Source organism: Pedobacter sp. UC225_65, assembly GCF_042698365.1.
In the GTDB taxonomy this organism is placed as follows: Bacteria; Bacteroidota; Bacteroidia; order Sphingobacteriales; family Sphingobacteriaceae; genus Pedobacter.
Map to the genome: position 1 here is coordinate 659,566 of NZ_CP170550.1, position 24,508 is coordinate 684,073.

At 41.7% G+C, this 24,508-nt stretch carries 26 protein-coding genes and 3 pseudogenes; 20 read left to right on the forward strand and 9 right to left on the reverse strand.

Going from position 1 to position 24,508, the window contains the following annotated elements:
* Positions 1 to 104 precede the first annotated feature (104 nt).
* From ACFJIZ_RS03425 to ACFJIZ_RS03440, 4 genes and pseudogenes are all read left to right on the forward strand, one after another.
* The gene (locus ACFJIZ_RS03425) at positions 105 to 488 is read left to right on the forward strand and encodes a hypothetical protein (RefSeq protein ID WP_379090668.1); all 384 of its coding nucleotides are present in this window, start codon (positions 105 to 107) and stop codon (positions 486 to 488) included.
* Positions 489 to 994: 506 nt separating this feature from the next.
* A pseudogene (locus tag ACFJIZ_RS03430) lies at positions 995 to 1,060 on the forward strand (hypothetical protein); the annotation flags it as partial.
* Positions 1,061 to 1,216, forward strand: coding sequence for an ankyrin repeat domain-containing protein (locus ACFJIZ_RS03435; protein WP_379093876.1), 156 nt, complete (start codon positions 1,061 to 1,063; stop codon positions 1,214 to 1,216).
* The gene (locus tag ACFJIZ_RS03440) at positions 1,216 to 1,467 is read left to right on the forward strand and encodes an ankyrin repeat domain-containing protein (RefSeq protein WP_379090670.1); all 252 of its coding nucleotides are present in this window, start codon (positions 1,216 to 1,218) and stop codon (positions 1,465 to 1,467) included. Before ACFJIZ_RS03435 ends, ACFJIZ_RS03440 begins: the two co-directional genes overlap by 1 nt.
* Positions 1,468 to 1,522: 55 nt before the next feature.
* Here the strand turns inward: ACFJIZ_RS03440 and ACFJIZ_RS03445 are convergent.
* Positions 1,523 to 3,690 (reverse strand): annotated as a pseudogene (locus ACFJIZ_RS03445) (catalase).
* Positions 3,691 to 3,777: 87 nt separating this feature from the next.
* On the opposite strand from ACFJIZ_RS03445, the gene ACFJIZ_RS03450 reads away from it, so the two are divergent.
* A complete protein-coding gene (locus ACFJIZ_RS03450; protein WP_379090672.1) occupies positions 3,778 to 4,416 on the forward strand; it encodes a hypothetical protein in 639 nt (212 codons plus the stop codon).
* A gap of 341 nt (positions 4,417 to 4,757) precedes the next feature.
* Here ACFJIZ_RS03450 and ACFJIZ_RS03455 read toward each other — a convergent pair whose 3' ends face one another.
* The 3 genes from ACFJIZ_RS03455 to ACFJIZ_RS03465 all read right to left on the reverse strand — a co-directional run bounded on the left by ACFJIZ_RS03455 (position 4,758) and on the right by ACFJIZ_RS03465 (position 6,659).
* Complete coding sequence (locus ACFJIZ_RS03455) at positions 4,758 to 5,186, reverse strand: sensor histidine kinase (protein ID WP_379090674.1); 429 nt, start codon at positions 5,184 to 5,186, stop codon at positions 4,758 to 4,760.
* Positions 5,101 to 6,228: a PAS domain S-box protein gene (locus tag ACFJIZ_RS03460; protein ID WP_379090676.1), complete on the reverse strand. Its 1,128-nt coding sequence runs from the start codon at positions 6,226 to 6,228 to the stop codon at positions 5,101 to 5,103. Before ACFJIZ_RS03460 ends, ACFJIZ_RS03455 begins: the two co-directional genes overlap by 86 nt.
* Positions 6,229 to 6,530: 302 nt before the next feature.
* The gene (locus ACFJIZ_RS03465; protein ID WP_379090678.1) at positions 6,531 to 6,659 is read right to left on the reverse strand and encodes a hypothetical protein; all 129 of its coding nucleotides are present in this window, start codon (positions 6,657 to 6,659) and stop codon (positions 6,531 to 6,533) included.
* A 160-nt stretch (positions 6,660 to 6,819) separates the two neighbouring features.
* Here ACFJIZ_RS03465 and ACFJIZ_RS03470 point away from each other — a divergent pair, with 160 nt between their 5' ends.
* Both ACFJIZ_RS03470 and ACFJIZ_RS03475 read left to right on the forward strand, forming a co-directional pair.
* Positions 6,820 to 6,984: a hypothetical protein gene (locus ACFJIZ_RS03470; RefSeq protein ID WP_379090680.1), complete on the forward strand. Its 165-nt coding sequence runs from the start codon at positions 6,820 to 6,822 to the stop codon at positions 6,982 to 6,984.
* 268 nt (positions 6,985 to 7,252) lie between these two features.
* Positions 7,253 to 7,402, forward strand: a pseudogene (locus tag ACFJIZ_RS03475) (ATP-binding protein); the annotation flags it as partial.
* 186 nt (positions 7,403 to 7,588) lie between these two features.
* Here ACFJIZ_RS03475 and ACFJIZ_RS03480 read toward each other — a convergent pair.
* Positions 7,589 to 7,978: a response regulator gene (locus ACFJIZ_RS03480; RefSeq protein WP_379090682.1), complete on the reverse strand. Its 390-nt coding sequence runs from the start codon at positions 7,976 to 7,978 to the stop codon at positions 7,589 to 7,591.
* 202 nt (positions 7,979 to 8,180) lie between these two features.
* On the opposite strand from ACFJIZ_RS03480, the gene ACFJIZ_RS03485 reads away from it, so the two are divergent.
* A complete protein-coding gene (locus tag ACFJIZ_RS03485; protein ID WP_379090683.1) occupies positions 8,181 to 9,203 on the forward strand; it encodes an LLM class flavin-dependent oxidoreductase in 1,023 nt (340 codons plus the stop codon).
* A 112-nt stretch (positions 9,204 to 9,315) separates the two neighbouring features.
* Here ACFJIZ_RS03485 and ACFJIZ_RS03490 read toward each other — a convergent pair whose 3' ends face one another.
* Positions 9,316 to 9,744, reverse strand: a complete 429-nt coding sequence (locus ACFJIZ_RS03490) for a hypothetical protein (protein ID WP_379090685.1) — start codon at positions 9,742 to 9,744, stop codon at positions 9,316 to 9,318.
* Positions 9,745 to 9,867: 123 nt separating this feature from the next.
* On the opposite strand from ACFJIZ_RS03490, the gene ACFJIZ_RS03495 reads away from it, so the two are divergent.
* The 4 genes from ACFJIZ_RS03495 to ACFJIZ_RS03510 all read left to right on the forward strand — a co-directional run bounded on the left by ACFJIZ_RS03495 (position 9,868) and on the right by ACFJIZ_RS03510 (position 12,418).
* Positions 9,868 to 10,437, forward strand: a complete 570-nt coding sequence (locus tag ACFJIZ_RS03495) for a UPF0758 domain-containing protein (protein ID WP_379090687.1) — start codon at positions 9,868 to 9,870, stop codon at positions 10,435 to 10,437.
* Positions 10,438 to 10,745: 308 nt separating this feature from the next.
* The gene (locus ACFJIZ_RS03500; protein WP_379090689.1) at positions 10,746 to 11,144 is read left to right on the forward strand and encodes a single-stranded DNA-binding protein; all 399 of its coding nucleotides are present in this window, start codon (positions 10,746 to 10,748) and stop codon (positions 11,142 to 11,144) included.
* Between the two features lie 111 nt (positions 11,145 to 11,255).
* Entirely contained in the window at positions 11,256 to 11,636 is a 381-nt protein-coding gene (locus ACFJIZ_RS03505; protein ID WP_379090691.1) for a J domain-containing protein, read from the forward strand.
* 5 nt (positions 11,637 to 11,641) lie between these two features.
* Positions 11,642 to 12,418 carry a DUF3560 domain-containing protein gene (locus ACFJIZ_RS03510; protein ID WP_379090693.1) on the forward strand — a complete coding sequence of 259 codons (777 nt, stop codon included), beginning with the start codon at positions 11,642 to 11,644 and terminating at the stop codon, positions 12,416 to 12,418.
* A gap of 133 nt (positions 12,419 to 12,551) precedes the next feature.
* On the opposite strand, the gene ACFJIZ_RS03515 is transcribed toward ACFJIZ_RS03510, so the two are convergent.
* From ACFJIZ_RS03515 to ACFJIZ_RS03525, 3 genes are all read right to left on the reverse strand, one after another.
* Complete coding sequence (locus tag ACFJIZ_RS03515; protein ID WP_379090695.1) at positions 12,552 to 13,295, reverse strand: metallophosphoesterase family protein; 744 nt, start codon at positions 13,293 to 13,295, stop codon at positions 12,552 to 12,554.
* Positions 13,219 to 13,869 (reverse strand): fibronectin type III domain-containing protein, encoded by a 651-nt coding sequence (locus ACFJIZ_RS03520; RefSeq protein ID WP_379090697.1) that lies wholly within the window; start codon positions 13,867 to 13,869, stop codon positions 13,219 to 13,221. The genes ACFJIZ_RS03515 and ACFJIZ_RS03520 overlap by 77 nt, the downstream gene beginning before the upstream one ends.
* 577 nt (positions 13,870 to 14,446) lie before the next feature.
* Positions 14,447 to 14,785 (reverse strand): helix-turn-helix domain-containing protein, encoded by a 339-nt coding sequence (locus tag ACFJIZ_RS03525; protein WP_379090699.1) that lies wholly within the window; start codon positions 14,783 to 14,785, stop codon positions 14,447 to 14,449.
* A gap of 91 nt (positions 14,786 to 14,876) precedes the next feature.
* Between ACFJIZ_RS03525 and ACFJIZ_RS03530 the strand changes: the two genes are divergently transcribed.
* The 8 genes from ACFJIZ_RS03530 to ACFJIZ_RS03565 all read left to right on the forward strand — a co-directional run bounded on the left by ACFJIZ_RS03530 (position 14,877) and on the right by ACFJIZ_RS03565 (position 24,131).
* Entirely contained in the window at positions 14,877 to 16,430 is a 1,554-nt protein-coding gene (locus ACFJIZ_RS03530; RefSeq protein ID WP_379090701.1) for an N-6 DNA methylase, read from the forward strand.
* Positions 16,414 to 17,646 (forward strand): hypothetical protein, encoded by a 1,233-nt coding sequence (locus tag ACFJIZ_RS03535; protein WP_379090703.1) that lies wholly within the window; start codon positions 16,414 to 16,416, stop codon positions 17,644 to 17,646. Before ACFJIZ_RS03530 ends, ACFJIZ_RS03535 begins: the two co-directional genes overlap by 17 nt.
* Before the next feature lie 59 nt (positions 17,647 to 17,705).
* Entirely contained in the window at positions 17,706 to 18,611 is a 906-nt protein-coding gene (locus ACFJIZ_RS03540; protein ID WP_379090705.1) for a hypothetical protein, read from the forward strand.
* A complete protein-coding gene (locus ACFJIZ_RS03545) occupies positions 18,601 to 19,044 on the forward strand; it encodes a hypothetical protein (protein ID WP_379090707.1) in 444 nt (147 codons plus the stop codon). Before ACFJIZ_RS03540 ends, ACFJIZ_RS03545 begins: the two co-directional genes overlap by 11 nt.
* Before the next feature lie 308 nt (positions 19,045 to 19,352).
* Positions 19,353 to 19,964: a DUF6088 family protein gene (locus ACFJIZ_RS03550; RefSeq protein ID WP_379090709.1), complete on the forward strand. Its 612-nt coding sequence runs from the start codon at positions 19,353 to 19,355 to the stop codon at positions 19,962 to 19,964.
* Complete coding sequence (locus ACFJIZ_RS03555) at positions 19,954 to 20,952, forward strand: nucleotidyl transferase AbiEii/AbiGii toxin family protein (protein WP_379090711.1); 999 nt, start codon at positions 19,954 to 19,956, stop codon at positions 20,950 to 20,952. Before ACFJIZ_RS03550 ends, ACFJIZ_RS03555 begins: the two co-directional genes overlap by 11 nt.
* Positions 20,942 to 22,582, forward strand: a complete 1,641-nt coding sequence (locus ACFJIZ_RS03560) for a type I restriction endonuclease subunit R (RefSeq protein ID WP_379090713.1) — start codon at positions 20,942 to 20,944, stop codon at positions 22,580 to 22,582. Before ACFJIZ_RS03555 ends, ACFJIZ_RS03560 begins: the two co-directional genes overlap by 11 nt.
* Complete coding sequence (locus ACFJIZ_RS03565) at positions 22,536 to 24,131, forward strand: type I restriction enzyme endonuclease domain-containing protein (protein ID WP_379090715.1); 1,596 nt, start codon at positions 22,536 to 22,538, stop codon at positions 24,129 to 24,131. The genes ACFJIZ_RS03560 and ACFJIZ_RS03565 overlap by 47 nt, the downstream gene beginning before the upstream one ends.
* The last annotated feature ends 377 nt before the right edge of the window (positions 24,132 to 24,508 follow it).

A 24,508-nucleotide genomic window follows, 5' to 3' on the forward strand; every position in this document is an offset into this window, starting at 1 on the left:
TGCCATTGATGACATAGTTTATCTTTTGGTGTTACCAGCATCATTTTTTTGCCGGTTCCATTTCCGGATATTTGTCCTGATGGCATTACTCCATCATAGAAGATATGATACCTGAAACACTTATTTTAAGACTGTCAAAGACAACACATGGGTTTAAGCCTTTTGAAAAGGAGGCCAGGGCATTGCTGGACCCGGATTCCTTGGAGGGTTCAAGGGACATTGCCCTGGAGTTGTTGACCAGTGGGGCCTACCAGGTCCGCTGCTGCGGGGTGTTCATGCTCGGGCTGATCGCGGCAAGTGACGCCAGCGTACTTCACCTGCTTAAAGAGCAGGCGCGTACAGACATCAGCTGGCAGGTACAGGAGGTCATCGCAAAGGCCTTTGACCAGTTCTGCAGGGACAGGGGTTATGGGCAGTCGCTGCCCGAGATAAGGGAATGGTTGGCAGATCCAACCCCAACGTGTGCAGGGCGGTTACCGAGGGACTGAGGATATGGACGGGCCGTCCATATTTCAGGGACAATCCCCAGGCGGCCATAGCGCTCATCAGCACCAACAAGTCGAGTGAAAGTGGGTACCTTAGGATGTCCGTAGGAAATTCCTTGAGGGATATCGGTAAGCGGTATCCGGAGCTGGTCGAAAAAGAGGTCAGTGGTTGGGATATGGCCGATAGAAATGTGGCCTTCACGTATCGATACGTTCTAAAACGGCATTGAGCAGCTATGACCGGTCTTCGCCTTTGGCCCATTGTCCGCTCAGAGCGGTCTGTTCTTAAAACTGTTCGGCCCAATGGTTTCCCTGTTTCAGGTCCCGAGACCCTTTCGGCAAGCTGGTCAATATCCTTACGCATTTGTGATGTATCCGATCATTCCCTATCTATTGGGGCAGGGTAAAGGCAAAACAAAAACAACCCTATTTTGTTATAGGGTGTAAGCGGATAAACCCGGTCTTCAGATAGAAGATTGCCTAACCAGATTTAATCAATATAGCTATCAATGGAATTAGAACCAGAATTATTAATACATGCCTCACGGATCGGGAATACGGATGTCCTAAAGGAGTTGATAGGACGGGATGCAGATCTGAATGTGCACGATCCCAAAGGTCATACACCGCTCATCATCGCTTGTTACAACGGTCAGATTGAAGCGGCCAGGTTATTGCTGTCTGCAGGGGCCGACCTAACGCCAGTGACCTGGGTGGCAATACCGCTTTGATGGGGGCTGCGTTTAAAGGTTATGCGGATATTGCACAGCTATTGATCGAAAACGGTGCTTTATTGGACCAGGTTCATGGTAATAACGGTACGGCACTGATGTTCGCTACGATGTTCGGCAGAAACGACATTGTGAAATTATTGGTACTGGCCGGAGCGGATACCGATATCTGTGATGCCCGCGGACTTAGGGCAATTGACCATGCCCTGCAACAGGGAAATGAGGAAGCGCTTAACCTTTTACAGATATAGGACCATTAGAAAAGCCCCTATGTCCTGGGGCTTTTCTAATGGTCCATATCAATGTTTAAGCAGGTACCTTTCGGACCTTCTCTCTTTCCCAGACACGATGGTTGGCAATGGCGTTGATAAATAACGTGATATCAGGTTTTTTATCGCCAATGATGATGCCTGGATCCTTTTCGCCTTTGACCAACGAACCGAAATAAGTTTTATCAATTATTTTGCTGGCCTCATTGGCAAAACAGATTGCCTTGCAGTGCTTATAGGCCTCGTTTAAGAAATGGATGGCATCGGGCTCTTCCAGTAATGCTGAAATACTCTTTTGGCCACCAGGAACAAATACGGCATCATAAAAAACCGAGCTACTTGTCAGTAGGCTTTCATCCGCGTTCAACGCATTACCTTTGTCTGTATTGAATTTCCCATGTGCGATGCCAATGAGCGCTAAGTTGGCACCTTTATCGGTTAGTGCCTTTTTCATCGCATTCAGACTACCCTCATCTACGCCATCTGCTACCAAAAATGCGACCTTTCTGGTACGGATATTGTCTTTGACCGTGCCTTCCATGCTTAGGGCTGAAGAGGATCTGATCTCACCTTCGACCCTAATGGGCTGAAAATCCTTTGGATTTCCATCGGCGGGTATGCTATGGTTGATGGGCTGGGCTGCCGTGTTCGGTGCATCGATACCAAGTTTGGCTGCCACCTTTTTTACTAGCGTTTGATCAATCTGGCTCAATATCCCTAACATACGTTCCCGTACGGCGACAGTTTTGACCTTCCCCAGTTCAAAGCTCAACGCATTGATCATGTGGTCCTTTTCTGGTTGTGACTGGCTGTTGAAGAACAGTCTGGCCTGTGAAAAATGGTCAAAGAAACTTTTGCTTCTTGACCTAACCTTTTTGGCGTCGATACGTTCTCCATAGCTTGTAAATCCGCCATCTTTCTCCTTGACCTGTTCCGGGTCATTGTTCCCCAAACTATTTGGGTGATAATTGGCCTTTCCGGTGTTTATGGTCTGGCGCATAAGGCCATCACGTTGGTTGTTATGGACCGGAACTATGGGACGGTTGATAGGATCTCATGAAAGTTTGGTCCCCCTAATCGCAGCAACTGTGTATCGGTGTAGGAAAATAGCCTTCCCTGCATCAATGGGTCATTGGAGAAATCAATCCCCGGAACAATATGGCCAACATGGAATGCTACCTGCTCGGTTTCAGCAAAGAAATTATCAGGATTTCGGTTCAGGGTTAGTTTACCGATCCGTTGCACAGGTACCAGTTCCTCGGGGATAAGTTTGGTAGGGTCAAGTAGATCAAAGCCAAATCTATGTTCATCTGCCTCAGAAACCACCTGGATGCCAAATTCCCATTCTGGAAAATCCCCGCTTTGGATCGCCTCCCATAAGTCCCTGCGATGGAAATCGGGGTCCTTTCCCGATATATTCTGGGCTTCGTCCCATGCTACAGCATGGACACCCAATAGCGGTTTCCAATGAAATTTCACAAAATTGGATTCCCCTTTCTCATTGATGAAACGAAAGGTATGTACCCCAAAGCCTTCCATCATCCGATAGCTTCTTGGGATTGCCCTGTCGCTCATCAACCACATGACCATATGGGCAGATTCAGGCATCAATGAGATGAAATCCCAAAACGTGTCGTGGGCAGATGCAGCTTGGGGCATCTCATTATCCGGTTCTGGCTTTACGGCATGCACCAGGTCCGGAAATTTCAGCGCGTCCTGTATAAAAAAGACAGGCATGTTGTTTCCAACAAGGTCGAAATTACCGGCCTGGGTATAGAATTTGACGGCAAAACCACGAACATCACGTGCAAGGTCTGTGGAACCCCGGGAACCTGCTACAGTTGAAAAACGGACGAAAACCGGTGTCTCTATCCCGGTATCGTTCAAAAACTGGGCTTTTGTCAGTTCTGGAATAGCTTTGTACAACTTGAATACCCCATGCGCTCCGGACCCTCTTGCATGCACAATACGTTCTGGTATACGCTCATGGTCAAAATGGGTGATCTTTTCACGAAGTATGAAATCTTCGAGAAGGGTTTGATCACGATCGCCAGATTTCAGCGAGTTTTGGTCGTCATTTATTTTTACCCCATGATCAGTTGTCATGTCCTGGCCCGAAGCATCGGAGGTACTAGCCTTTAAACTTTCCGTTTTTGCATTACCTGGTAGTTGGGCCTGTTTAGGTGTAAATGTTTTTTTTGCCATGATCTTCTTAGTTATTGTAAAAACCAAACACCTGAAAGACTTTTATGTTTGATATATCGTGGCATTGTTAACAAAAGCCCAATAAGTATGTTATATAGCCAAAATCCAAACATGAAAAAGCAACTTATCCCATCACAGGTCAAAGGCAGTAAGCTGGATGTGACCGCGCAAACTTCTTTTGGGACAAGGGAAGGGGCGGCAGCATTTTTTGAATATGTAAAGAAGCGATTATCCAATGTGGACAACTGGGCCAAGCTTTGTGGTACGGAGGCAACGACTTTTGAACTGCTTAATCGTGATGGGACCGGTCGGGGTAGGTTTGAGGTAGGTGACCTTATAAAGATCGATATCCCTGGTCCTGGCTCAGGTGTTGGAAATGGATACGACTGGGTAGAGATCGAGATAATAGAATCAGGTTCAGATGCAAAAGGGCAGTATTTTGGCTTTATGGTAAGACCAACGAACAACCCAGAAAGACCCTTAGATGGGGTGGCACACTTTTTTGATAAAAGTGCAAGCTCAAGTTTTATAGCAAGGCTATCCGGTTATACGGTAACTGCAGAGATGCATGGAAGGAATGAAGAACCGAACTCCAGTGAACCAGGCTTTTTCGATAGTATCAGGAATATTGCTGTGGGATATGGTGCCAAGGTCGGACTTTCTTACCCGCAATGGAAGTTATTGGTGGAAGGATTGGTACGTAATGAAGATAAAATGGGCATATAGGATCCTGATGGATAAAACATGAACATTGCTAACTATCCGAAACTATCATTCTGGGACCAGTGGGATCTTGTTACCTGTTCGCGATAAACAGTTCCAGCCAGGACTCCCATCAGGGCGTCCAAAAGGGATCTTATCTGTTTAAGGTTTCATGGAATACCATGGGAAATGCAATTCAGGATCCTGGATATTTTGGGACAAAAGGTATTAAATGCCATGTAGGCAATTATCTGGTATTTTCATAGGACAAATTAGCGGATATCTTTAAAGGAAGGGTGGGCCCGAGGGCGATGCCCTGCCCAGCAAGCGTGCTGTCCCGATCTCCCTTGTCGCGGGTCCGCTCTTTATTGGGACAATACTGATTTTTCATCGAGGTAGAAATAGAAGGTCGATCCTTTGCCCAGTTCGCTAAGGAGGTGGAACTGGCTATCGTGCAGGCGCAGGTACTCAGCGGAAAGGTAGAGCCCGATTCCAAATCCGGAGGCCGACCTTGAGCTGTCGTTGGATACCCGGTAAAAACGCTCGAAGAGTTTTTTATGGTCCTGCCCGGCGATGCCGATTCCCTGGTCACTGACGGATATCTTCAGCCTACCGTCCTGTTTCTGGCAGCCGATAACGATCTGCCCACCCTTTGGTGAATATTTGATGGCATTGGAAAGCAGGTTCGTCATTACCTGTCCGAGCTTGTCACGGTCGGCCTCGATGATGACCTGCTCGCAGTTGAATATCTTTATCTGGTGGGTCTTGGTCAGGAACTGGGCATCCTCTGTCACTTCCTCGATCAGCCGGTGAAGCGGGAATTCCGTCTTTTGGATTAACGACTCTTCCCTCTTCCATGCGGGCAAGGGTCAAAAAGTCCCTGATGATCGAGATCATCTTCTGGGTCTGTGAATTGGTCTTGGTCAGTGCGTTGATGTTAAAGGCATTATCCTGCTGCTTGGCCTTTGCAAGCAGGATCTGTACATAAGCACTGATGGAGGTTAGTGGGGTCTTGAGCTCGTGGCTTACCATGGCCACAAAGTCGTTCTTGCGCTGTTCTTCCTGTTTTTTTAGGGTAATGTCCCGCGCGATCTTGGACAGGCCGATGATGTTGCCGCCGTGGTCCCTGATGGGAGAGATGGTGAGTGATACATCGACCAGTGAGCCGTCCTTTCTCATCCTTTTGGTCTCAAAGTGTTCGACACGTTCTCCTTTTCTTAGTTTGGCCAGGATATCCAGTTCCTCGTCCTGGCGGTCCGCTGGGAAGAGTGTTGTGATAGGCCTGCCGAGCATTTCGGTTTCGCTGTAACCGAATATCCGCTGGGCCGAGGGGTTCCAGCTGGTAATGGTCCCTTCCAAGGTCTTGGAGATGATGGCATCATCGGTGCTCTGGATGATGGCCGCGAGCATCGCCTGAGCCTGTTCCTTTAGTACGATCGTGGTCACGTCCTTGGTAAAGCAGCGGGTATGGATGAACTTGCCGTTTTTCTGCAGCACGTTGGAACTGATCAGTACGTGGCGGATCGAGCCGTCACTGGCCAGCAGCCTTGCCGGATAGTTCTTTAGCGTATCGTTGTTGGTGAGCCTGGTCAGGATGTCGGTGATGACCTCCTGGTCGGCGTGGAAATTTGCGATCGGCTTTCCGATATAGTCTTCTTTTCTATAGCCCAGGGCATCGAGTTCCGCTTGGTTGGCCCAGGTGATGATCCCCTCTGCATTCACCCAGTGCAGCGGGATGGAAGCGTTCTCGACAAAGTCGGTCAGCTCTTCCAGTTTTAACAGGTCTACGATGTGCTGCTCACGGCACTGGGCCAGTAGTTTTTCCAGTTCTTCCATATCTCTTTCTTTCCCCAATGCTGCAAGTTGCCTTAGGCTCCTAAGGTAGGTATAATAAAGCAGGTTTTAGATGGTCTCCTTCATTTGGCGGAGCCCTCGGTCTCTGTCGGTTGGACCTGCAGGTCGGTAACCGCCTTTTCCTGCTTGGTGCTAGTATAGTTATCGGTATTGGACCGTGCCGCTAAATTTGAATCCGATAAGGATGACCTTTGGTTGAAAAAGGGTTTGTCAAAGAAAATTTGGTGATTTCCCTGTCAGGGAAAAACGACAGCAGGATTATCCGGACAATATTTCATTGACCGCTATAAAGAACGGTTGTCTTCGATTTGGGCCTGTTGCTCTCCATTTGGTTCAATTGTGGTAAAATTTCGGCTACGTTCTTGTTGAGGTAAGGTGTTGGTTCCTTGTTCAGGAGTGTTTAAGGGTTTCAATGCATAGTCTGTCGTGCCAGCTTCACTACGGGGGGTGAGATTCTGGTGGAATAAGATTAGATTTGGTATGAATATGAGATATGAAAGCTTGATCCAGATATATGCGAGATATATACAAAACTGTAGACCCCAATTCCGTCCCGGCCGGAGGTCTTGGCCAATGGGATCGATAAGGACCGAAGCCTTCGCTGATGCCCTGGCGATAAAGGCGGAGCAGCTGATTCTGTTTGCCGTGGGTTGTGGTGATCTGGACAGCGAGGCTGTTGAGGTCGAGCTTGGGGAGATGGCCAAAGAGGCTATGAAGACATATGACCGGGTGCAGTAAAGTCGGGACGTGGCCCAAGCAGATTGGACAGAGGGTTTAGACCATCAGTGTTAAGTGCGGCCGGCCGATATCCTTAGGTATGGTATTTCATAACATAAAGGACCTTTCCAGAAAAAACGGTTTTGTGTGCCTGGCATGAGCATCGCCTGTTTTATGGAAATGAAAGAGGCCAGGAAAAATTCCCGGATGGTAAAGCACAGATAAGTATAAAAGATGAGGGGCGGGGATAAAGCCGGAAGATCAGAAAAAGTGATTTTACCGATATTACAGAATAGAAACTGCACATTCTCAAACCATTTCAGGTCTTGGTCCATATCTGTCAGCTGAAACTATTCAACGGCATAATGGAGAGGTTTGGGTCGAGAGTGAAATAGGTAGGGGCTCAACTTTTTACTTTAGTTTGCCTCTTTCGGAATAGTGTGCAGATAGCTGCCCATTGAGGTTTAATTGATGGTAATATTTTTAATTTGGTCATCAAAGCCCATAGAGTCACCTTATGGCTGTCCTGCTTTAACCATGCAACCTCATCTGTCTTGAATATAAAGGTGTCGCCTGAACTGTTGACTTGGAAGTTTTTGTCGATTTTACTGGTTTTAACCAAATATCAGTCCGCTTTTTCGTGTCTATATTGGACGGCTAGCTTGCTTATATGTTTCCTTAAGATGCGGTAGAGCAGGTCAAAATCGAAGGGTTTTTCAATGTAGCCATCGAAGCCCTTGGCAAGGGCAACGGTATTGATGTTGTTGTTGCAGCTCATGGCGATAACCGGCAGGGTCGGGTATTTTTTCTTGATGGTCTGCAGTATCTCCATGCATTTTTTTCCGTCGATCCGGAAATCCAGCATGACAACGTGCGGACGTGCCTTATCGATCAGTTCCAGGAAGTTCGCCTCACAATCCTGGAGGGGATAAACGGTAAAGTTTTCAAGTTCGAGTGCTAGGGTCAGTACTTCAAGTATATTTTTGTCGGTATCCTGAACGATGATGGTTTCCATAGTGTTCTCTTTATCGGTAATCCCAAAAAAAGAATGCATGCCGGCAGGTGCCGCGGTTCTTGGAGGAAGTGAAGATACTGTTTTTTTTATCGCTAATTGGTTTTTGCCGGGATAACACTGGGTTGGCAGATCTGGGGTTTTGACCTGGTGGTGACCTTTGCCATGCTTTTAGATGGCTAACTTTGGGTTAAATCGTAAAAGAATGAAGAAAATAGGATTTTTATCGTTCGGACACTGGTCCGACCACCCCTCATATCAGGCCCGTACTGCCGGCGATACGTTGTTGCAGTCCATTGACCTTGCCGTGGCCGCCGAAGAGATCGGGCTGGATGGTGCCTATTTTAGGGTGCACCATTTTGCAAGGCAACTCGCCTCGCCCTTCCCATTGCTTTCTGCAATCGGGGCCAAGACGAGCAAAATAGAGATCGGAACGGGCGTGATCGATATGCGCTATGAGAACCCTTTGTACATGGTAGAGGATGCGGGAGCGGCAGACCTGATCTCTGGCGGCAGGTTGCAGCTGGGTATCAGTCGCGGTTCGCCCGAGCAGGTGATCGAGGGATGGCGCCATTTTGGTTATGCGCCTGAGGAAGGCCGGAATGATGCCGATATGGGAAGGCAAAAGGCCTTGGAGTTTCTGGAAAGATTGGAAGGTGAGGGTTTTGCCGAACCAAATCCGAATCCAATGTTTCCCAATCCCCCTGGGCTTTTGCGACTAGAGCCGTATTCTGAAGGCCTTCGCGATCGCATCTGGTGGGGAGCTGCATCCAATGCAACGGCAGTATGGGCTGCTGAGAACGGGATGTACCTGCAGAGTTCAACGTTAAAGTTCGATGAAAATGGGAAGCCATTCCATATCCAACAGGCCGAGCAGATCAGGTTATACAAGGAAGCATGGAAGAAAGCTGGGCATTCTCGCGAGCCAAGGGTGTCGGTCAGCCGTTCGATCTTTGCGCTGATGAACGACCAGGACAGGATGTATTTTGGGCAGCAGGGGAAGGGGTCGGACAACTTTGGCTACATCGAGCCTACCCAAAGGGCTGTATTCGGCAGGGGCTACGCGGCTGAACCCGATCAGCTGATAAAGGAACTTTCTGAGGACGAGGCGATACGGGAAGCGGATATAGTTCTGCTGACCATACCGAACACTTTGGGTGTCGATTATAACCTCCATGTGCTTTCTGCGATTTTGGAACATGTTGCGCCCGGCCTTGGCTGGAGATAGGTAGGTCTGATATTTTTTTACGTCGGATGGATCGATGTTCCGTGCGTTTATATTTCGAGAGCGTTAATCTAGATGAGCGGGAAGGGCCTTTGGTCTTTCCCGCTTTCTTTTTCTATTCCCTATCGTAGTCTTTCACTCTTATGGTCATCTCGAAATATTTCTCGGTCATCACGATCATGATCTTTCCGTTTTCGAGTTCCTTGTATCCGTATTCATAACAGTAGTAGTACCTTCCTTTTTTGGTCTCCAGGATATTGGTGTAGAAATCGAAGTTGAAGCCCTTGTCGAGCATCTGCCCACGGGTAAGGAATTTCGGGTCGCCCTCCCATGCATGGGTATCGGCCATGATCCTGCGGTTTCTGAGCAGGTCCCTGGAGATCTGGTAGACGTGCTTAGGCTCGTCCCATTTTATTCTTTTGCGCCTAAAGCTGTTGGCCTTGTTGCGGCACGTGTCATTGCAGTATTTCTTATCGCTGCGTCCAAAGAGTTCTTTGTCGCAGTGTCCGCATCTGTGCTGGGTTTCGTATTTTACCGTTGGCATGGCTTTTATCTGATTTTCAGTTACATATCCGGTATCTAAACGTTTGAAACGGTTAAACGGTTTTACAACCGACTATTTTTTTGTACCCTTTCCACCTTTGCTGTTCACCAAAACTTATTTGTTATGATGGGCAATGTACTGATGACCGAAAGCTTTTCCTCTACCGGGAAAAGACATTATTTCCTTGATTTCAAGAGGACTTCAAGGGACAGCAAATTTATACAGATATCCAGGAGCGACCAGCTGGAGGACGGAAGCTATAAGCGTACTTTCGTGATCATATTCGAGCAGGATTTTGAGTTCCTGATATCGGCGATGTCCTCGCTCTTCCACCACTCTGCGCATCTGTCGGAAGACGGAAAGACCATTTATCAGACCCATAAGGATAACAAGGCCATCCGCGAACGTGGCATCCCAAGCTGGGACCCAGAGATCAAGCCGAGGGAGAAACTGATGGCCCATGGAGCGGGATCGCTGGAGGACAGAGAACTTCTGGCGATACTGATCGGTTCTGGTACGCCCGGCGAGGATGCGGTGGCACTTTCCGGGCGGATGTTGAAGGCATTTGGCGGTTTTGCCGGTTTTTTCGGACGGAGCATCTCTTCGCTCTGCAGGTTCAATGGGATCGGTGAGGCAAAGGCCTCTACCATTCTCGCGGTGATGGAGATCGTTAAACGCATCTCTGGTCGATAGGTCATTATAGGGAATTTTCCGATCGAACGGGGGTAAAAAGGACGCAAGGCTCGTGACCTCCACTGACTGCGAACGGCGAATTTACCGCTCCGCGGTTCCGTCCCGTAAATTCTAGTTCTCCGTGGCGCTTATAAGGTCACGGCCCTAATCTGCTGTCTTTTTACCCCTTTTCTCCGGAAAAATTGTGGGGATGGGGCTGAAAGACGAAAACAGCAGTTTAATTTTTTATCTAAAAACAGCAATTATGGAAATTGTAGGAAGATTGACCGCAAATGCGGTCGTAAAGACTGTCCAGGGGGACAAAAAAGGTGGTAGAGTTTTCTTTAGCGGTAAACGATAGTTACCGTAGCGGAAACGAGCGCAGGGAGATTGCAACGTTCTTTGAATGTTCGTATTGGAGGAATGAGGGGATTGCCGAATACCTCACCAAAGGAAGCCTTATCCAGATCTATGGCAGGGTTGGGGTGAATGCCTATCTCAATAAGACGGGAGAGGCTAGGGCGTCGTTAACGTTCCATGTTTCGGAAATCAAACTGTTCGGAAGTGGAGGGCAATCCAATGTAGATAAGACTCCAAAAACAGAAAAAACCGAGCCTAAAGAGCGTGAAAACGTACCGATGGAACAGGCGGTGGCACAGGATTCGGCCATCACACCGTCAACCTCGTTTGACGATGTACCAAGTGTTGAGGATAATTTGCCATTTTAAAAAGTAGCAATGAAATGGTTCGCAGGATGCACAACCCTTGACCAGGTCAAGGGCGCATATAAGAGGCTAGCAAAGGAACACCACCCCGATCTGGGCGGAGATACCCGAACGATGCAGGAAATCAACAAAGAATATGCATTTGCCTCGGCCAAGGTAATCAAAGGGGAAAACCTGTCTGCCGAAGAAGTAGAAAGGGAAATCCTGCAGTCGGAAGCCTACAGGGAAGCACTTGAAAAGATTATCCACCTAGATGGGATCACCATTGAACTTGTTGGCTACTGGATCTGGGTAACAGGAGAAACCAGGGGACACAAGGAAACCTTGAAGAATGCTGGTTATTTCTTTGCTTCCAAAAAACTTGCCTGGTATTTCCGCACGGGCGAGTATAAAGTGAGCAAGGGCGGTAAAAAATCACTTGACGAGATAAGGGCGAAGTATGGGGCAGAGGTCATCATAGAAAACCAACCTAAAAACTACTACATCAAAAGCTAATTGTTATGAAACACGATTTTGAACAGCGCAGGCAAAAGCGCGTAGAAAATGCAGAGAACAGAGCCGCCAAAAACGCAGGTAAAAGCGACAGGCTTTGGCAAAAGGCGAACAGAATGGCGGATGTCATTCCAATGGGACAACCGATTTTGGTCGGCCACCATAGCGAAAAATCAGACCGCAAGTACAGGGGTAAGATCGACAGTATGAGAAGAAAATCTATTGAAGCAATGGAAAAGGCAGCGTACTACGAGCGCAAAGCCGAAAGCATCAGGTCAAACGATGCCATTTCTTCGGACGATCCCGACGCACTTGAAAAGCTAAAGGCCAAATTGAAAAGATTGGAGGAAAGTGCGGAATTTATGAAAAAAGCCAATGTATTCATCAAAAAAAGAAACAAAGAGGGGTTTTTGGCCCTTCCGATGGCAAGCGTTGAAATTTGGGATGAACTCACCAGCGGACGGTATGGCTCGGTTGGCTATGAACATTTTAAGTTCTCCAATAATTCAGCCGAGCGCAGGAGGATAAAAAAGCGCATTGACATGCTCAAATCACAGAAACTAAGACCTGCCATAGACAGGGTCATCAATGGGGCAAGGCTTTTTGAAAACAGGGAAGCAGGAAGGTTGCAAATTATATTTGATGGAAAGCCGTCACAGATGGTCATCTCCGTCTTGAAGCAGGCTGGTTTCCGTTGGTCACCATCAATGGGAGCCTGGCAACGCCATATCAGTCAAAGCGCCTATAATTCAGCAAAAGATATCTTGGAAAGTCTTTCTGGCTAATGACAGGGGGCTATCAGCCCCCATAAAAATCATCAATATGCCCATGCTGGGCAAAATGACCGAACGTCCTGCGAGACGCGAGCTCGCCAAAACCTTAAAGGCGATGGACAACCTAGACCGAACGCAGATGAACCTAGAGACTGCCTGACCTAATTTTTTTTGATTTAACCGATACCTGATCGACCGCGTTGCCGTTCCGGTCGTAAAGCGTCAGCGTCAAGCGTTTTTTGTTGGCTTTCATGACCATGGCCCCAACGGTTTTGCTACCCTCAGACCAGCGGAACTTGATCAGGTCCTTGTTGTAGCGCTGTTCTTCAAGTGCTCGCCCTCTTTCGTTATCCGACGAAGGTGTCTGTATATACACGGTTCCTTTTGACCCGTCCGTTTCCTGATCCGCATATAGGGCGCCAGTCCGGACGTAGATATGGTTATTTCCACTGATGGCAAGGTCGACGCCACATTCGTCAAACAATGCTTTCCACCGGTTGTATTGCGAACTCTTGCCGTCTTCTCCCATAAACCATTGGTAATGCTCCATGACAATGACGTATCTTGCAGGATTGCTTTTGATCACTTCCCTTGTCCAGTCCTGTGCCTTTGCCAGCTCCCCATCGCTTTTCATCGCCTCGTTGTTGAGCATCACGAATAGTGCATTGCCATAAATAAAATGATAGGATACTCCGATTTCTCCTGCGTAACCATTGATCGGATTGTTGTTTACGCTGCGAAAGAATTTATTGTTTTGTGCATTTAACCGGGTCATATTATCATGGTTTCCATTGACTCCCGCCCAAACGTATTTACTGAAAGTAGGTATCTGCGTACAATGTGGGCCAAAACGAATAACTACCACCCCATGCAGACATATCTCCAACATGGAGCATCATATCAAAAGGCTTCTTGTTGTGTTTTTCAAGTTGCTGCACCATCTCCATGGCAACCTTTTGCCTGTTTGGCAGTGGAGCGTAAACATGCATATCGGAAATAATGCCCATATCCCATTTTCCTGATTTTGGAGCAGTTCTGAAATAATGGACTTCGCTGTCTTTGTATGAATAGGAGTGGCCGGGAGCATTTTTCTCTGAAGAAAGCCTGTATTTATACTCTGTACCCTCTTTTAGTCCTTTCAATGCGATGGTATTACGCATGAAGCGGACATCTTCGTAGAAATTTTCACCATTCGGTTTTTTTGAATAGATGCTATCGAAGACGGTGCACAGCTCCTGGTCTGCTCGGGTCCTGATCGCTTTCTTCCAGTTTTTATCCACTCTCTCCGTAAATAGAATGTATGGATCACCGTCATCAAGGTTTGTATGCCAGTTGAGCCTGATCTCGCTTGAAGCATTTTCTCCAGGGTTGGCTATGATGGTATAGGGTGTATTTTGGGCCGAAACCGGATTTAGCCATACCAAAGCGGTTATCGCAACTAGAAAAGAAAGTTTTTTGAGCATTTTTAAATGGTTTCGAGCGCCTAATTACATCCTTCGAAGATATAGTTTATTTTCTGTCCTTAAAAAGGTTATAATCAATTGCCAAGGAGATTTGATTTCATGTAACGCGACCTAATACAATTTGTACAGCAGGGTTTAATAGAAACGGCGCTGAGAAAAGCCTAGTAATTGGAAAGAAAAAATGTTTTTTATTTGTGGGTTTAAACGGCAAATGCGTATATTTGTTAAGGCGATATGGGAATTTTGATAGAAAAGGTTTCTTTTAATAATCTCATTATCAGTTCTTTAACATTTTAAAACACGTAGTTGGGAAAATTAAGTATAATTATCTGATTGTCAGCGTTTTAGATGTATTTCTTTATGTCTCTAGATTGGTCCTTTTATTTTGGGATTGACTGTCAGTGAGTTAGCTCCACTTTATGTATCGGGAAATGATCTGTTAACCATCTGATAATCAATGTGTTTTGTTTTCTAATTGGGAAAGTAAAAAGTGCCTTAATGATATCAAATAGGCGTTTTTAGTTTAAAACAGGTGCTCATTTATAGAAAGTTTTGTCTCAGAATTGGACCCCGGCATTTAAAATCGTCTTCTTGCTGCTCTTTTTTGAATGTACAGATCAGCTTGGGCAGCGATTTCTGTGTTGGTGAGGATTGGTATTTTGGTCATCCATTTTTCCAACTCATCTCTCTTAAAATATAGCCTACTGCCATTTTTATAGGCAGGTATTTCTCTTCGGCATACTTTTGAATAGACGGTGGCTTTAGCAAGGTTTAGATATATTGCCGCTTTAGAAATATCTAAATATTCAGAGTGGTCTTTATCTTCCATACCAGAAAGTAATTTTTCAATTTTTTCGATTTTTTCTAATAAGAGGGCGACTGCTGCTGGGAGCTGTTCGAAGGTTAGGTTTTGCATTTAGTTTAAGTTTAATGTTCAAAATTTTAAGATTTAAGTTTTAGCGATAATTATTTTCTAATTTAGAACACTAAATAAGAGAATAAGATAAATGGCTAAAGAGAATAAATCTATAGAAGAAATCCTTTGGGAATCTGCAAATAAACTTCGTGGAACGGTAGAATCATCAGAATATAAGCATGTTGTACTAGGACTAATCTTTTTAAAGTTTGCAAGCGACAAATTTGAAGATCGTAGAAGAGAATTGATTGAGGAGGGAAAAACGAAATACTTGGAGATGAAAGAATTTTACAATATGAAAAACATCTTCTTTTTACCTGAAGAATCTCGGTGGACCACCATAATCAAAAACTCTAAGCAGAATGACATTGCTCTAATTATTGACACTGCACTGCATACAGTTGAAAAGAATAACCCTGCGCTGAAAGGTGCTTTGCCAGATAATTATTTTTCTCGTTTAAATATGGATGTAAGTAAGCTTTCTGCTTTGCTTGACACTATTAACAATATTGACACCATAAAAGATAAACAGCAAGATATTGTAGGACGGGTATACGAGTACTTCCTGAGTAAATTTGCGTTAGCCGAAGGGAAAGGTAAGGGCGAATTCTATACGCCAAAAAGTATTGTAAACTTGATTGCCGAAATGATTGAACCTTACAAAGGGGTGATTTATGACCCTGCTTGTGGCTCTGGTGGTATGTTTGTACAGTCTATCAAATTTATTGAAAACCATCACGGCGATAAAAAGGAAGTTTCTATTTACGGACAAGAATATACTGCAACGACTTATAAACTAGCTAAAATGAACTTAGCCATTAGGGGCATAGCGGCTAATTTAGGTGATGTGCCCGCGGATACTTTTGGGCGTGACCAACACCCAGACTTAAAAGCTGATTATATCATGGCTAACCCACCTTTTAATCAAAAAGATTGGCGAGCAAGCAATGAATTGGTAGACGACCCGCGTTGGCAAGGTTATGAAGTGCCACCAACAAGTAATGCCAATTATGCTTGGATTTTAAACATGGTAAGTAAACTTTCTGAAAATGGAATAGCAGGTTTTATCTTGGCTAATGGTGCATTAAGTGGAGGCGGAGAAGAATATAAAATACGCAGAAAATTGATTGAAAATGATTTGGTAGAAGCGATTGTGATTTTACCACAAAATATGTTCTATACCACTGGAATTAGTGTTACGCTATGGATTTTGAATAAGAATAAGAAAGAAAGAGTTTTGGCGGTGAATGATGATATCAAACACTACCGTGATCGTACAAATGAAATATTATTCTTGGATTTGCGTGAAAGAGGAATTCCTTTTGAGAAAAAGTATATCCAATTCTCTGCTGAAAATATACTGGAAATTACACGAGCCTATCATAACTGGCAAAGTGATTTAAGTACCCATAAAAACGTTCCCGAATTTTGTTACTCAGCAAATAAAGAAGAAGTTGTTGCAAAAGACTACTCTCTTGTGCCCAGCAAATATATTGAATTTGTGAACCGAGATGAAAATACTGATTTCGATGAAAAGATGAAGAGCTTGCAAACGGAATTTAAAAGCTTGTTGGAGGCTGAAGAGCAATCTAAAAAAGACTTATTAAACGTTTTTAACGAACTGGGCTATGCAATCGAATTATAAGCGATTAGGAGATTACATTCGAGAAGTTAAAGTCAAGAATACGGACTTAAGAGCAACTTTGTTGCTTGGGATAAATATTGACAAATTTTTTATGCCCTCAGTTGCAAATGTTATTGGTACCGATATGGCAACCTATAGAGTGGTTAACAAAAACCAATTTGGTTGTAATAGAATGCACGTAGGACGAGATTATAGAATACCAATTGCATTGTCAAAAAGGAATGAGCCGTTTATGGTATCACCCGCTTATGATGTGTTCGAGATTATTGACCCATCATTTCTAATGCCAGAATATTTGATGATGTGGTTTTCAAGAAAAGAGTTTGATCGGAATGCATGGTTTCATACCGACGCAGATGTTAGAGGTGGATTGCCTTGGAAGCTATTTTGTGATTTAAAACTCCCAATCCCATCGCCAGAAAAGCAAATAGAAATTGTAAGAGAATATAATATTATTCAAAACCGAATTAAACTCAATAATAAAATCATCACCAAATTAGAAAAAACAGCACAAACTATTTATAAACAGTGGTTTGTAGATTTTGAATTTCCTAATGAAATTGGTTTGCCTTATAAAAGTAATGGTGGGGTAATGGTGGAGAGCAACTTGAGGAAGATACCGAAAGGTTGGTCTGATGCTAAATTAAGCAAGGTTGTGGTTTCTCAATATGGATATACCGCAAGTGCGGATTATTTAATTGATGGGCCTAAGTTTTTAAGAATCACCGATATTTCTAATGATAATATAGATTGGAATAGTGTTCCTAATTGTGAAATTACTAATAAAGAGTTTGATAAGTATGCGTTAGAAGCAGGAGATATTGTTGTTGCGCGCACAGGAGCAACAGTAGGTTTTGCTAAACAGATAAATAAATTAAGTCCTCCAGCTGTTTTCGCATCATATTTGGTACGCTTAAAAATTAAAAATAAGAAACTATTTAGATATGTTGGTCTTTCGGTAGTTAGTCAAGCTTATAGAGATTATATATTAAGCGTAGCAGGTGGTTCAGCACAACCACAAGCTAATGCAGCATTGATGATCGATTATAATATAGTCATACCATTGGGAGATATTATTGATAAGGTTAATAAACTTATAAATCCAATTTTCGATTTTCAAGAAGTTTTACAAATTGAAAATTCAAAAATGATAGAGCTAAAAGAATTAATTCTAGCTAAAATGACGAAAATTGAAATGGAAAAGGAATTTGCATAAACAAAAAGTAATTAAATAACTGAAAGAGTCTAGAAATTTAATAATTAACGCAATCAAATATGAGTAAGAAAAAAATTGAAGTCTTTAAGGTCAAGATAAAAACCGCTGATGAAAGTGAGCTAATGTTTGAAGATCTTTTATTAAATAAGATATTAACCGATAAAGTAATCAAAACAGGTAGTAAACATATCGAATTTGCGTATGTGGAAGATAAAGGAGATTTTATTGTCGGCTTAGTGAAATCTACAAAAATGACTGCAACACCACCAAAAAATAATGTTGCAACTGGTGTAATGTCTCCTTTGGGATTGGGAGGTACGGAAGGATTATGTTATGGTAACGTTTTTTTATATTCAAAAAAAGATAATTTCTTCCTTTATGAGGTGACAAAGGATGGGGTTTATATGGGACAATTTGATACTTTTATATATGATTTAGTAAGAGAAGAAGAAATAATTAAATTTGATATTCGGTTTCATATTGTAATGACTGTTGATGCACTATCAAAATTACTTACTATGGGAGGCCAAAAATCTATTCATATCCAATTTGCAGATCCAGGTGAGGTTGTTAAAAAAGTAAAAGACAGTCAAAAGGCACTTAAAGAAATTGCAAAGCCTGGTGATGAGCTCGGGGCTGAATTGGTTGATGTAGTTTATAAAATAACATCTAGAAAGGGTAAATCTTTACATACTGGAAAAATCAATAAGATGTTAGAATGGGTTTCTGATAATTATGGCTTATTAAGGGATAACATAAAAGAATTTTCTATAAAGGGATATGAAGAAGATCAAGAGACCTTAACAGAAATTGATTTAATTAAAGATAAAATGATTGAGTTTATAAGCTATACAGAAAACAAAAACATGGATGATTTACGACCTACAGCTAGAAAACAAGAAATACAATTAGCTTATGACCGGATACAAAGAGATTTAAAAACGATAACCGAAAATGACCTTTGAAAAATTTAAGGAAAAATATTTAGCAATTATACTCTCTTTATTAATAGGCGCGCTAAACTACAAATTTCAGTTTAGTAAATGTATTGATATGGAAAAATTAGCCGATAAAGCTATAGATGTTTCTTCTATAAGTTTTGGTTTCTTATTGGCGGTTTTAGCTTTATTATTGCAAACACAAACTCCAAAATTAGATAGGATAAAAAGTGCAGGTAAATTTGGTGAATTAGTAGGCTTGAACAGGCGTGCCGTTATATCTTCATCGATAGTTGCAATTGTTTCTCTTTTATATGTATCTATCAATTTAGGTTTAACTAATTTTCAACACAATATAAATATTTCAATCCTTTTTGACTCATTTATTTTAATTACAGCTATATATTTGGTAATTGTCGTTTATCAATTTCTAGACTTATTTTATTTTTTAATAAAATAATGTATTTATAATCATTAAATTGTGTTTTAGAATTTTAATAAATAGAAGACTTAATGTCCGAAACCAACCGCATACATATACAAGAACTAACCGATTCGCTAAAAAGCAAGTTTTATTATTGATGTATATATTTAACTTAAGCGTTTGGAAGTGAAATCTCACCAATAATTGTAGTGGCACCTATCTTTGCGAACGATTGTTCGCAAAGATAGGTGCCACTTATAAAATGCAATTCTACTTTCTGAGATGAAAGTGATTTTGTAACAAATATTTACTAAATTTGTTACGTTTAGTAGGTCTAAAATAGCATGCAATCATCTAAAAATCAAATAGAAACAAAGGTTTTAAAGTCTTCTCGTGGCGAAATATTTTTCGCTGAAGATTTTATGAAATATGGTTCTCCTGAAAATATTAGGTTGACGTTGTTTCGTATGGAGAAAGATGGCTTACTAAATAGGTTATCACAGGGCATTTATTTAAAACCTAAGCAAGACCCCTTATTAGGTGACATCTATCCTGGTATTGAAGAAATTGCTACAGCAATTGCCAAACGAGATAAGGCCCGTATTGCACCTACAGGAGTAATGGCTTTGTATGTATTAGGCTTAACTACGCAAGTGCCATTAAAAGCAGTATACTTAACAGATGGTTCGCAAAGAGATATTAAAATAGGCAATCGAACCATTAAGTTTAAGCGTACAGCACCCAAGAGTTTTGCAATTAAAGATGAACTGTTACATTTAATTGTGCAAGCCTTTAAAGAAACGGGACAACAAGAAATAACAGTTAGTTTTTTGGAGCGTATAAAACCTTCAGTTTTAAAAGTAGATCGACAAATGATCGAAACCCAGCTGAAGTATGCTCCCGTTTGGATCCAGAAAGCAATTCATCATATTTACCAATCAGGCTATGTGGATTAAACTTAATAAGAATCAAAGACTTACGATGCTTGAGCAAACTGCTAATGAAAAAGGTTTGCCAGCTTTTGTAATCGAAAAAGATTGGTGGGTTTGCATCATCCTAAAAGCTATTTTTCAATCAAAATACGCTGATTCAATCATATTTAAAGGCGGTACTTCCTTAAGTAAAGCCTATCAACTAATAGATCGTTTCTCAGAAGATATTGATTTAATAATTGACCGTCATTTACTGGGCTTTGATGAATTAAAATCTAATGCTCAAATTAAAAAATTAAGAAAAGCTTCTGGTGGCTTTATCATTAATGAGTTTAGAGAAGAATTGATTGTTCAATTGGGGCAACTAGGAATTACTGCTGATTTGTATGAAATTAAATATAACGATCATGTAGATGATACTAGCGATCCTAACACTTTAGAAATTTATTATCAGTCGTTAATTCCGGTAAGCAATGCCTATATTCAACAACGTGTGCTGTTAGAAATGGGCGCTAGATCATTAACTGAGCCATCTGAACAAAAGCCTATTGTATCTTTTGTAGATGAACAATATAAAGATTTGGAATTTGCGGAACCACCCTTTACCGTGCAAGTGGTGGTACCCACGCGAACGTTTATAGAAAAAGTGCTTTTACTGCACGAAGAATTTGCTAAACCAGTTGATAAAATAAGAACAGACAGATTAACGAGACATTTTTATGATCTAGATAAAATTAAACAATCTGAATATGGTGACAGGGCAATTGCCGACGATGAGCTTTTTGAAACGATTGTTGAACATAGGAAAACGGTGACACCCTTAAGAGGGTTAGATTATTCAAATCACAAAAAGGGAAAGCTAAGTATTTTACCTCCGCAAGAAATTATAAAAAAATGGGAAGCGGATTATAAAGTGATGCAAGAAAATATGATTGTTGGTGCCAGTTTGGGTTGGGAGGAGTTGTTAGCACGCATACAAACAATCCAAAACGACTTTAACAATGAAGTTTAACGAGGCACAATTAGAGCAAGTTTTTATAGCATTGCTGGAAGATGAACAAATGGTTCATCAGGTAGGTAACGTGGTGCGCCAAACCGCTGCCAATGTTCTTGAAGAACCAATTGTAACCTATGGACATATCATTAGTGATAAAGTTTTAATTGATGACGATCTAAGAGCTTATTTGAGCCAGCAATATCAACACGAAGAAATTACTGAAAATGAGATCGAATCAATAATTAGAGATTTAGATCGATTACCATCTTCAGATTTATACGAGAGCAATAAAGCTTTTATGAAAATGGTATCAGATGGATTTTTGTTGAAACGAGAAGACAGACTTAAAAAAGACATTTATATCCAACTAATCGATTACTCAAGTGCAGATCTAAACACTTATAAAATTGTAAACCAATTAGGCATTAGAGGCTATGAGTTGCGCATCCCTGATCTAATCTTATATATTAACGGTTTGCCATTGGTGGTATTCGAATTTAAATCGGCTATTAAAGAAGATACCACCATACACAATGCCTACGAACAGCTTACGGTACGCTACAAAAGAGATATTCCCGAATTATTTAAATATAATGCATTCTGTGTTATTAGCGACGGCGCAAATAGCAAATCGGGTTCATTCTTTGCACCTTACGAATTCTTCTATGCCTGGAGAAAAATTGAGGGGATGAAAACTGAAGTGGATGGCATTGATGCTATGTTTACTTTGATACAGGGTATGTTCAATAGGACAAGGCTAAGGGATATCATTCGCAACTTTATTTACCTGCCAGATAGCTCAAAGAAAAACGAAAAGATTGTTTGTCGCTACCCACAATATTATGCAACTGTAAAACTGTTCGAAAATATAAAGCTACATCAACGACCTAATGGAGATGGTAAAGGTGGAACTTACTTTGGAACTACTGGTTGCGGTAAAAGTTATACCATGCTGTTTCTAAGCAGAATGCTGATGAAAAGTACCTATTTCGGTAGCCCGACAATTATCTTAATTACCGACAGAACTGATTTAGATGATCAACTATCAGGACAATTTACCAATGCCAAAGGCTTTATTGGTGATGAAACAGTAATTAGCGTAGAAAGTAGAAGTAACCTAAGGGAACTATTACAAGGAAGGAATAGCGGCGGAGTATTTTTAACTACCATTCATAAATTTACGGAAGATACTAAGCTCTTGACAGATCGTAACAATGTGATTTGTATTTCTGATGAAGCACATAGAAGTCAGACAAATCTTGATCAAAAGATCAGCATAAATGAAAAAGGCGTTACAAAAACCTATGGTTTCGCGAAATATCTGCATGATTCATTGCCAAATGCCACTTATGTAGGTTTTACAGGAACACCAATTGATGCGACGATTGATGTTTTTGGCGAAATTGTTGATGCCTATACTATGACCGAATCGGTTGAGGATGAAATTACGGTTAGAATAGTTTATGAAGGAAGAGCAGCAAAAGTTTTGCTTAATAACCATAAGCTAGAAGAAATTGAAGCTTACTATGCGCAATGTGCTGAAGAAGGTAGTAATGAAAATCAAATAGAGGAAAGCAAAAAAACAATGGCAAAAATGGATGTCATTCTCGGCGGATCCACAAGTCATAAAAAACATAGCACATGATTTTATCACTCACTACGAAAATAGAGTTGTAGAAGGTGCAACGGTAAAAGGAAAAGCAATGTTTGTTTGCAGTAGTAGACCAATTGCTTATGAACTCTATAAAAATATATTATCGCTAAGACCAGAGTGGGGAGAAGTGAAAATTGCTGCTGATGGTGTAGAACTGTCGGAAAAAGAGCAAAAAGAAATTAAGCCAATAGAATGCCTAAAAATGGTAATGACTAGGGGAAAGGATGACGATGCCGATTTGTATAAGTTACTAGGTACGAAGGAAGACAGAAAAGAACTTGACCGCCAGTTTAAAAATGAGAAATCTAATTTTAAAATAGCTATTGTAGTAGACATGTGGCTAACAGGTTTCGATGTGCCTTTCTTGGATACCATGTATATCTACAAGCCTATCCAACGGCATAACCTTATACAAACTATTTCTAGAGTGAATAGAAAGTTTGAAGGCAAAAACAAAGGTCTAGTTGTTGATTATATTGGTATTAAAAAGCAATTGAATTTAGCATTAGCCCAATACGGAAAAGCTGATGCTCAAAATATTGAAGATATAGAACAATCAATTGTTGTTGTAAAAGACCAATTAGATCTATTAAATAAGTTGTTCCATAAATTCGACTCTTCAAAATATTTTCACGGTTTACCGGTAGAACAGCTAAGGTGCTTGAATGAATCTGCTGAGTTTGTGCAACTTACACAAGAACTCGAAAAGCGTTTTATGTATATCGTAAAGCGATTAAAATCGGCATATGATATATGTTCTGGTAGCGGCGTATTTAATGACGCTGAAAGAGACCACATTCATTTCTACTTAGCAGTAAGAGCGATTATATACAAACTAACCAAAGGTGTTGCTCCTGATGCAGCACAGATGAATAATAAAGTTCGTCAGCTGTTACAAGATGCCATAGAAAGCGAAGGTGTTGAAGAGATATTTAAATTAGGAGATGATAAGGAAACGGAAATAGATATATTCTCTGATGATTATATGGCAAAGATTGACAAAATCAAATTGCCGAATACTAAAATCAAATTACTTCAAAAACTGTTAGGAAAAGCAATTGATGACATCAAAAGAATAAACAAAATTACTGGAATTGATTTTTCAAAAAGATTACAGTTTATAGTTGATAAGTACAATGAACGTAAAGAGAATGACGTACTGAGGAGTGAAGTTTTAGAAGAGTTTACAGATGAAATCATCGACTTGTACTATGCTTTGAAAAAAGAAAAAGATTCTTTCAAAGACCTTGGGATTGATTTCGAAGAAAAGGCATTCTACGATATTCTAAAAGCATTGGCTATTAAATATGATTTTGTTTATCCTGAAGACAAACTCATACACCTTGCACAAGAAGTAAAGGAGGTTGTAGATGATAAAGCCAAATACACAGATTGGAGTAAAAGAGATGATATAAAAGCTGAATTGAAAGTGGATTTAATTATACTTTTAGCAGAAAACGATTATCCTCCTATTGATAGGGATGAAGTTTACAAAGAGATCTTCGAGCAGGCAGAGAATTTTAAGAAGTACCATAAATAAATTAATAACTCTCACAAAATATGGTATACCAACCACCAATTTCAATAAAACAAGCAATTGATAAAATAGATTATAACCAATACTTATTAGCTTAAGGAGAGGTCGGCTTTGCAGGGAAGAGTGGTTTTCGGGGAAGAACTGTTATGGGGTGGTGATGGATAGGACCATCTCGCAGGTGGAGTATCTGCTGTTAGGGAGTGATATGGAGGTCAATGCAATTGGGTTTGAACTTGGGTTTTCTTCGGGGCTAACCTCGCGACATATTTTGTGACCTACAAGGGGATTACGCCTGTTCAGATTTGGAGGGCCGGACAAACCAGGGATTTACATTAGTCCATACTAAAGGTTTTGTTTTTATGGCGAATAAAACTACCTTT

Coding starts and splice junctions, on each gene's coding strand:
- ACFJIZ_RS03425 (WP_379090668.1), top strand. CDS start 105: ATGATACCTGAAACACTTATTTTAAGACTGTCAAAGACAACACATGGG.
- ACFJIZ_RS03440 (WP_379090670.1), top strand. CDS start 1,216: ATGGGGGCTGCGTTTAAAGGTTATGCGGATATTGCACAGCTATTGATC.
- ACFJIZ_RS03450 (WP_379090672.1), top strand. CDS start 3,778: ATGTTATATAGCCAAAATCCAAACATGAAAAAGCAACTTATCCCATCA.
- ACFJIZ_RS03460 (WP_379090676.1), bottom strand. CDS start 6,228: ATGGAAGAACTGGAAAAACTACTGGCCCAGTGCCGTGAGCAGCACATC.
- ACFJIZ_RS03470 (WP_379090680.1), top strand. CDS start 6,820: ATGGGATCGATAAGGACCGAAGCCTTCGCTGATGCCCTGGCGATAAAG.
- ACFJIZ_RS03480 (WP_379090682.1), bottom strand. CDS start 7,978: ATGGAAACCATCATCGTTCAGGATACCGACAAAAATATACTTGAAGTA.
- ACFJIZ_RS03485 (WP_379090683.1), top strand. CDS start 8,181: ATGAAGAAAATAGGATTTTTATCGTTCGGACACTGGTCCGACCACCCC.
- ACFJIZ_RS03490 (WP_379090685.1), bottom strand. CDS start 9,744: ATGCCAACGGTAAAATACGAAACCCAGCACAGATGCGGACACTGCGAC.
- ACFJIZ_RS03495 (WP_379090687.1), top strand. CDS start 9,868: ATGATGGGCAATGTACTGATGACCGAAAGCTTTTCCTCTACCGGGAAA.
- ACFJIZ_RS03505 (WP_379090691.1), top strand. CDS start 11,256: ATGCAGGAAATCAACAAAGAATATGCATTTGCCTCGGCCAAGGTAATC.
- ACFJIZ_RS03510 (WP_379090693.1), top strand. CDS start 11,642: ATGAAACACGATTTTGAACAGCGCAGGCAAAAGCGCGTAGAAAATGCA.
- ACFJIZ_RS03515 (WP_379090695.1), bottom strand. CDS start 13,295: ATGTTGGAGATATGTCTGCATGGGGTGGTAGTTATTCGTTTTGGCCCA.
- ACFJIZ_RS03520 (WP_379090697.1), bottom strand. CDS start 13,869: ATGCTCAAAAAACTTTCTTTTCTAGTTGCGATAACCGCTTTGGTATGG.
- ACFJIZ_RS03525 (WP_379090699.1), bottom strand. CDS start 14,785: ATGCAAAACCTAACCTTCGAACAGCTCCCAGCAGCAGTCGCCCTCTTA.
- ACFJIZ_RS03530 (WP_379090701.1), top strand. CDS start 14,877: ATGGCTAAAGAGAATAAATCTATAGAAGAAATCCTTTGGGAATCTGCA.
- ACFJIZ_RS03535 (WP_379090703.1), top strand. CDS start 16,414: ATGCAATCGAATTATAAGCGATTAGGAGATTACATTCGAGAAGTTAAA.
- ACFJIZ_RS03540 (WP_379090705.1), top strand. CDS start 17,706: ATGAGTAAGAAAAAAATTGAAGTCTTTAAGGTCAAGATAAAAACCGCT.
- ACFJIZ_RS03545 (WP_379090707.1), top strand. CDS start 18,601: ATGACCTTTGAAAAATTTAAGGAAAAATATTTAGCAATTATACTCTCT.
- ACFJIZ_RS03550 (WP_379090709.1), top strand. CDS start 19,353: ATGCAATCATCTAAAAATCAAATAGAAACAAAGGTTTTAAAGTCTTCT.
- ACFJIZ_RS03555 (WP_379090711.1), top strand. CDS start 19,954: ATGTGGATTAAACTTAATAAGAATCAAAGACTTACGATGCTTGAGCAA.
- ACFJIZ_RS03560 (WP_379090713.1), top strand. CDS start 20,942: ATGAAGTTTAACGAGGCACAATTAGAGCAAGTTTTTATAGCATTGCTG.
- ACFJIZ_RS03565 (WP_379090715.1), top strand. CDS start 22,536: ATGTCATTCTCGGCGGATCCACAAGTCATAAAAAACATAGCACATGAT.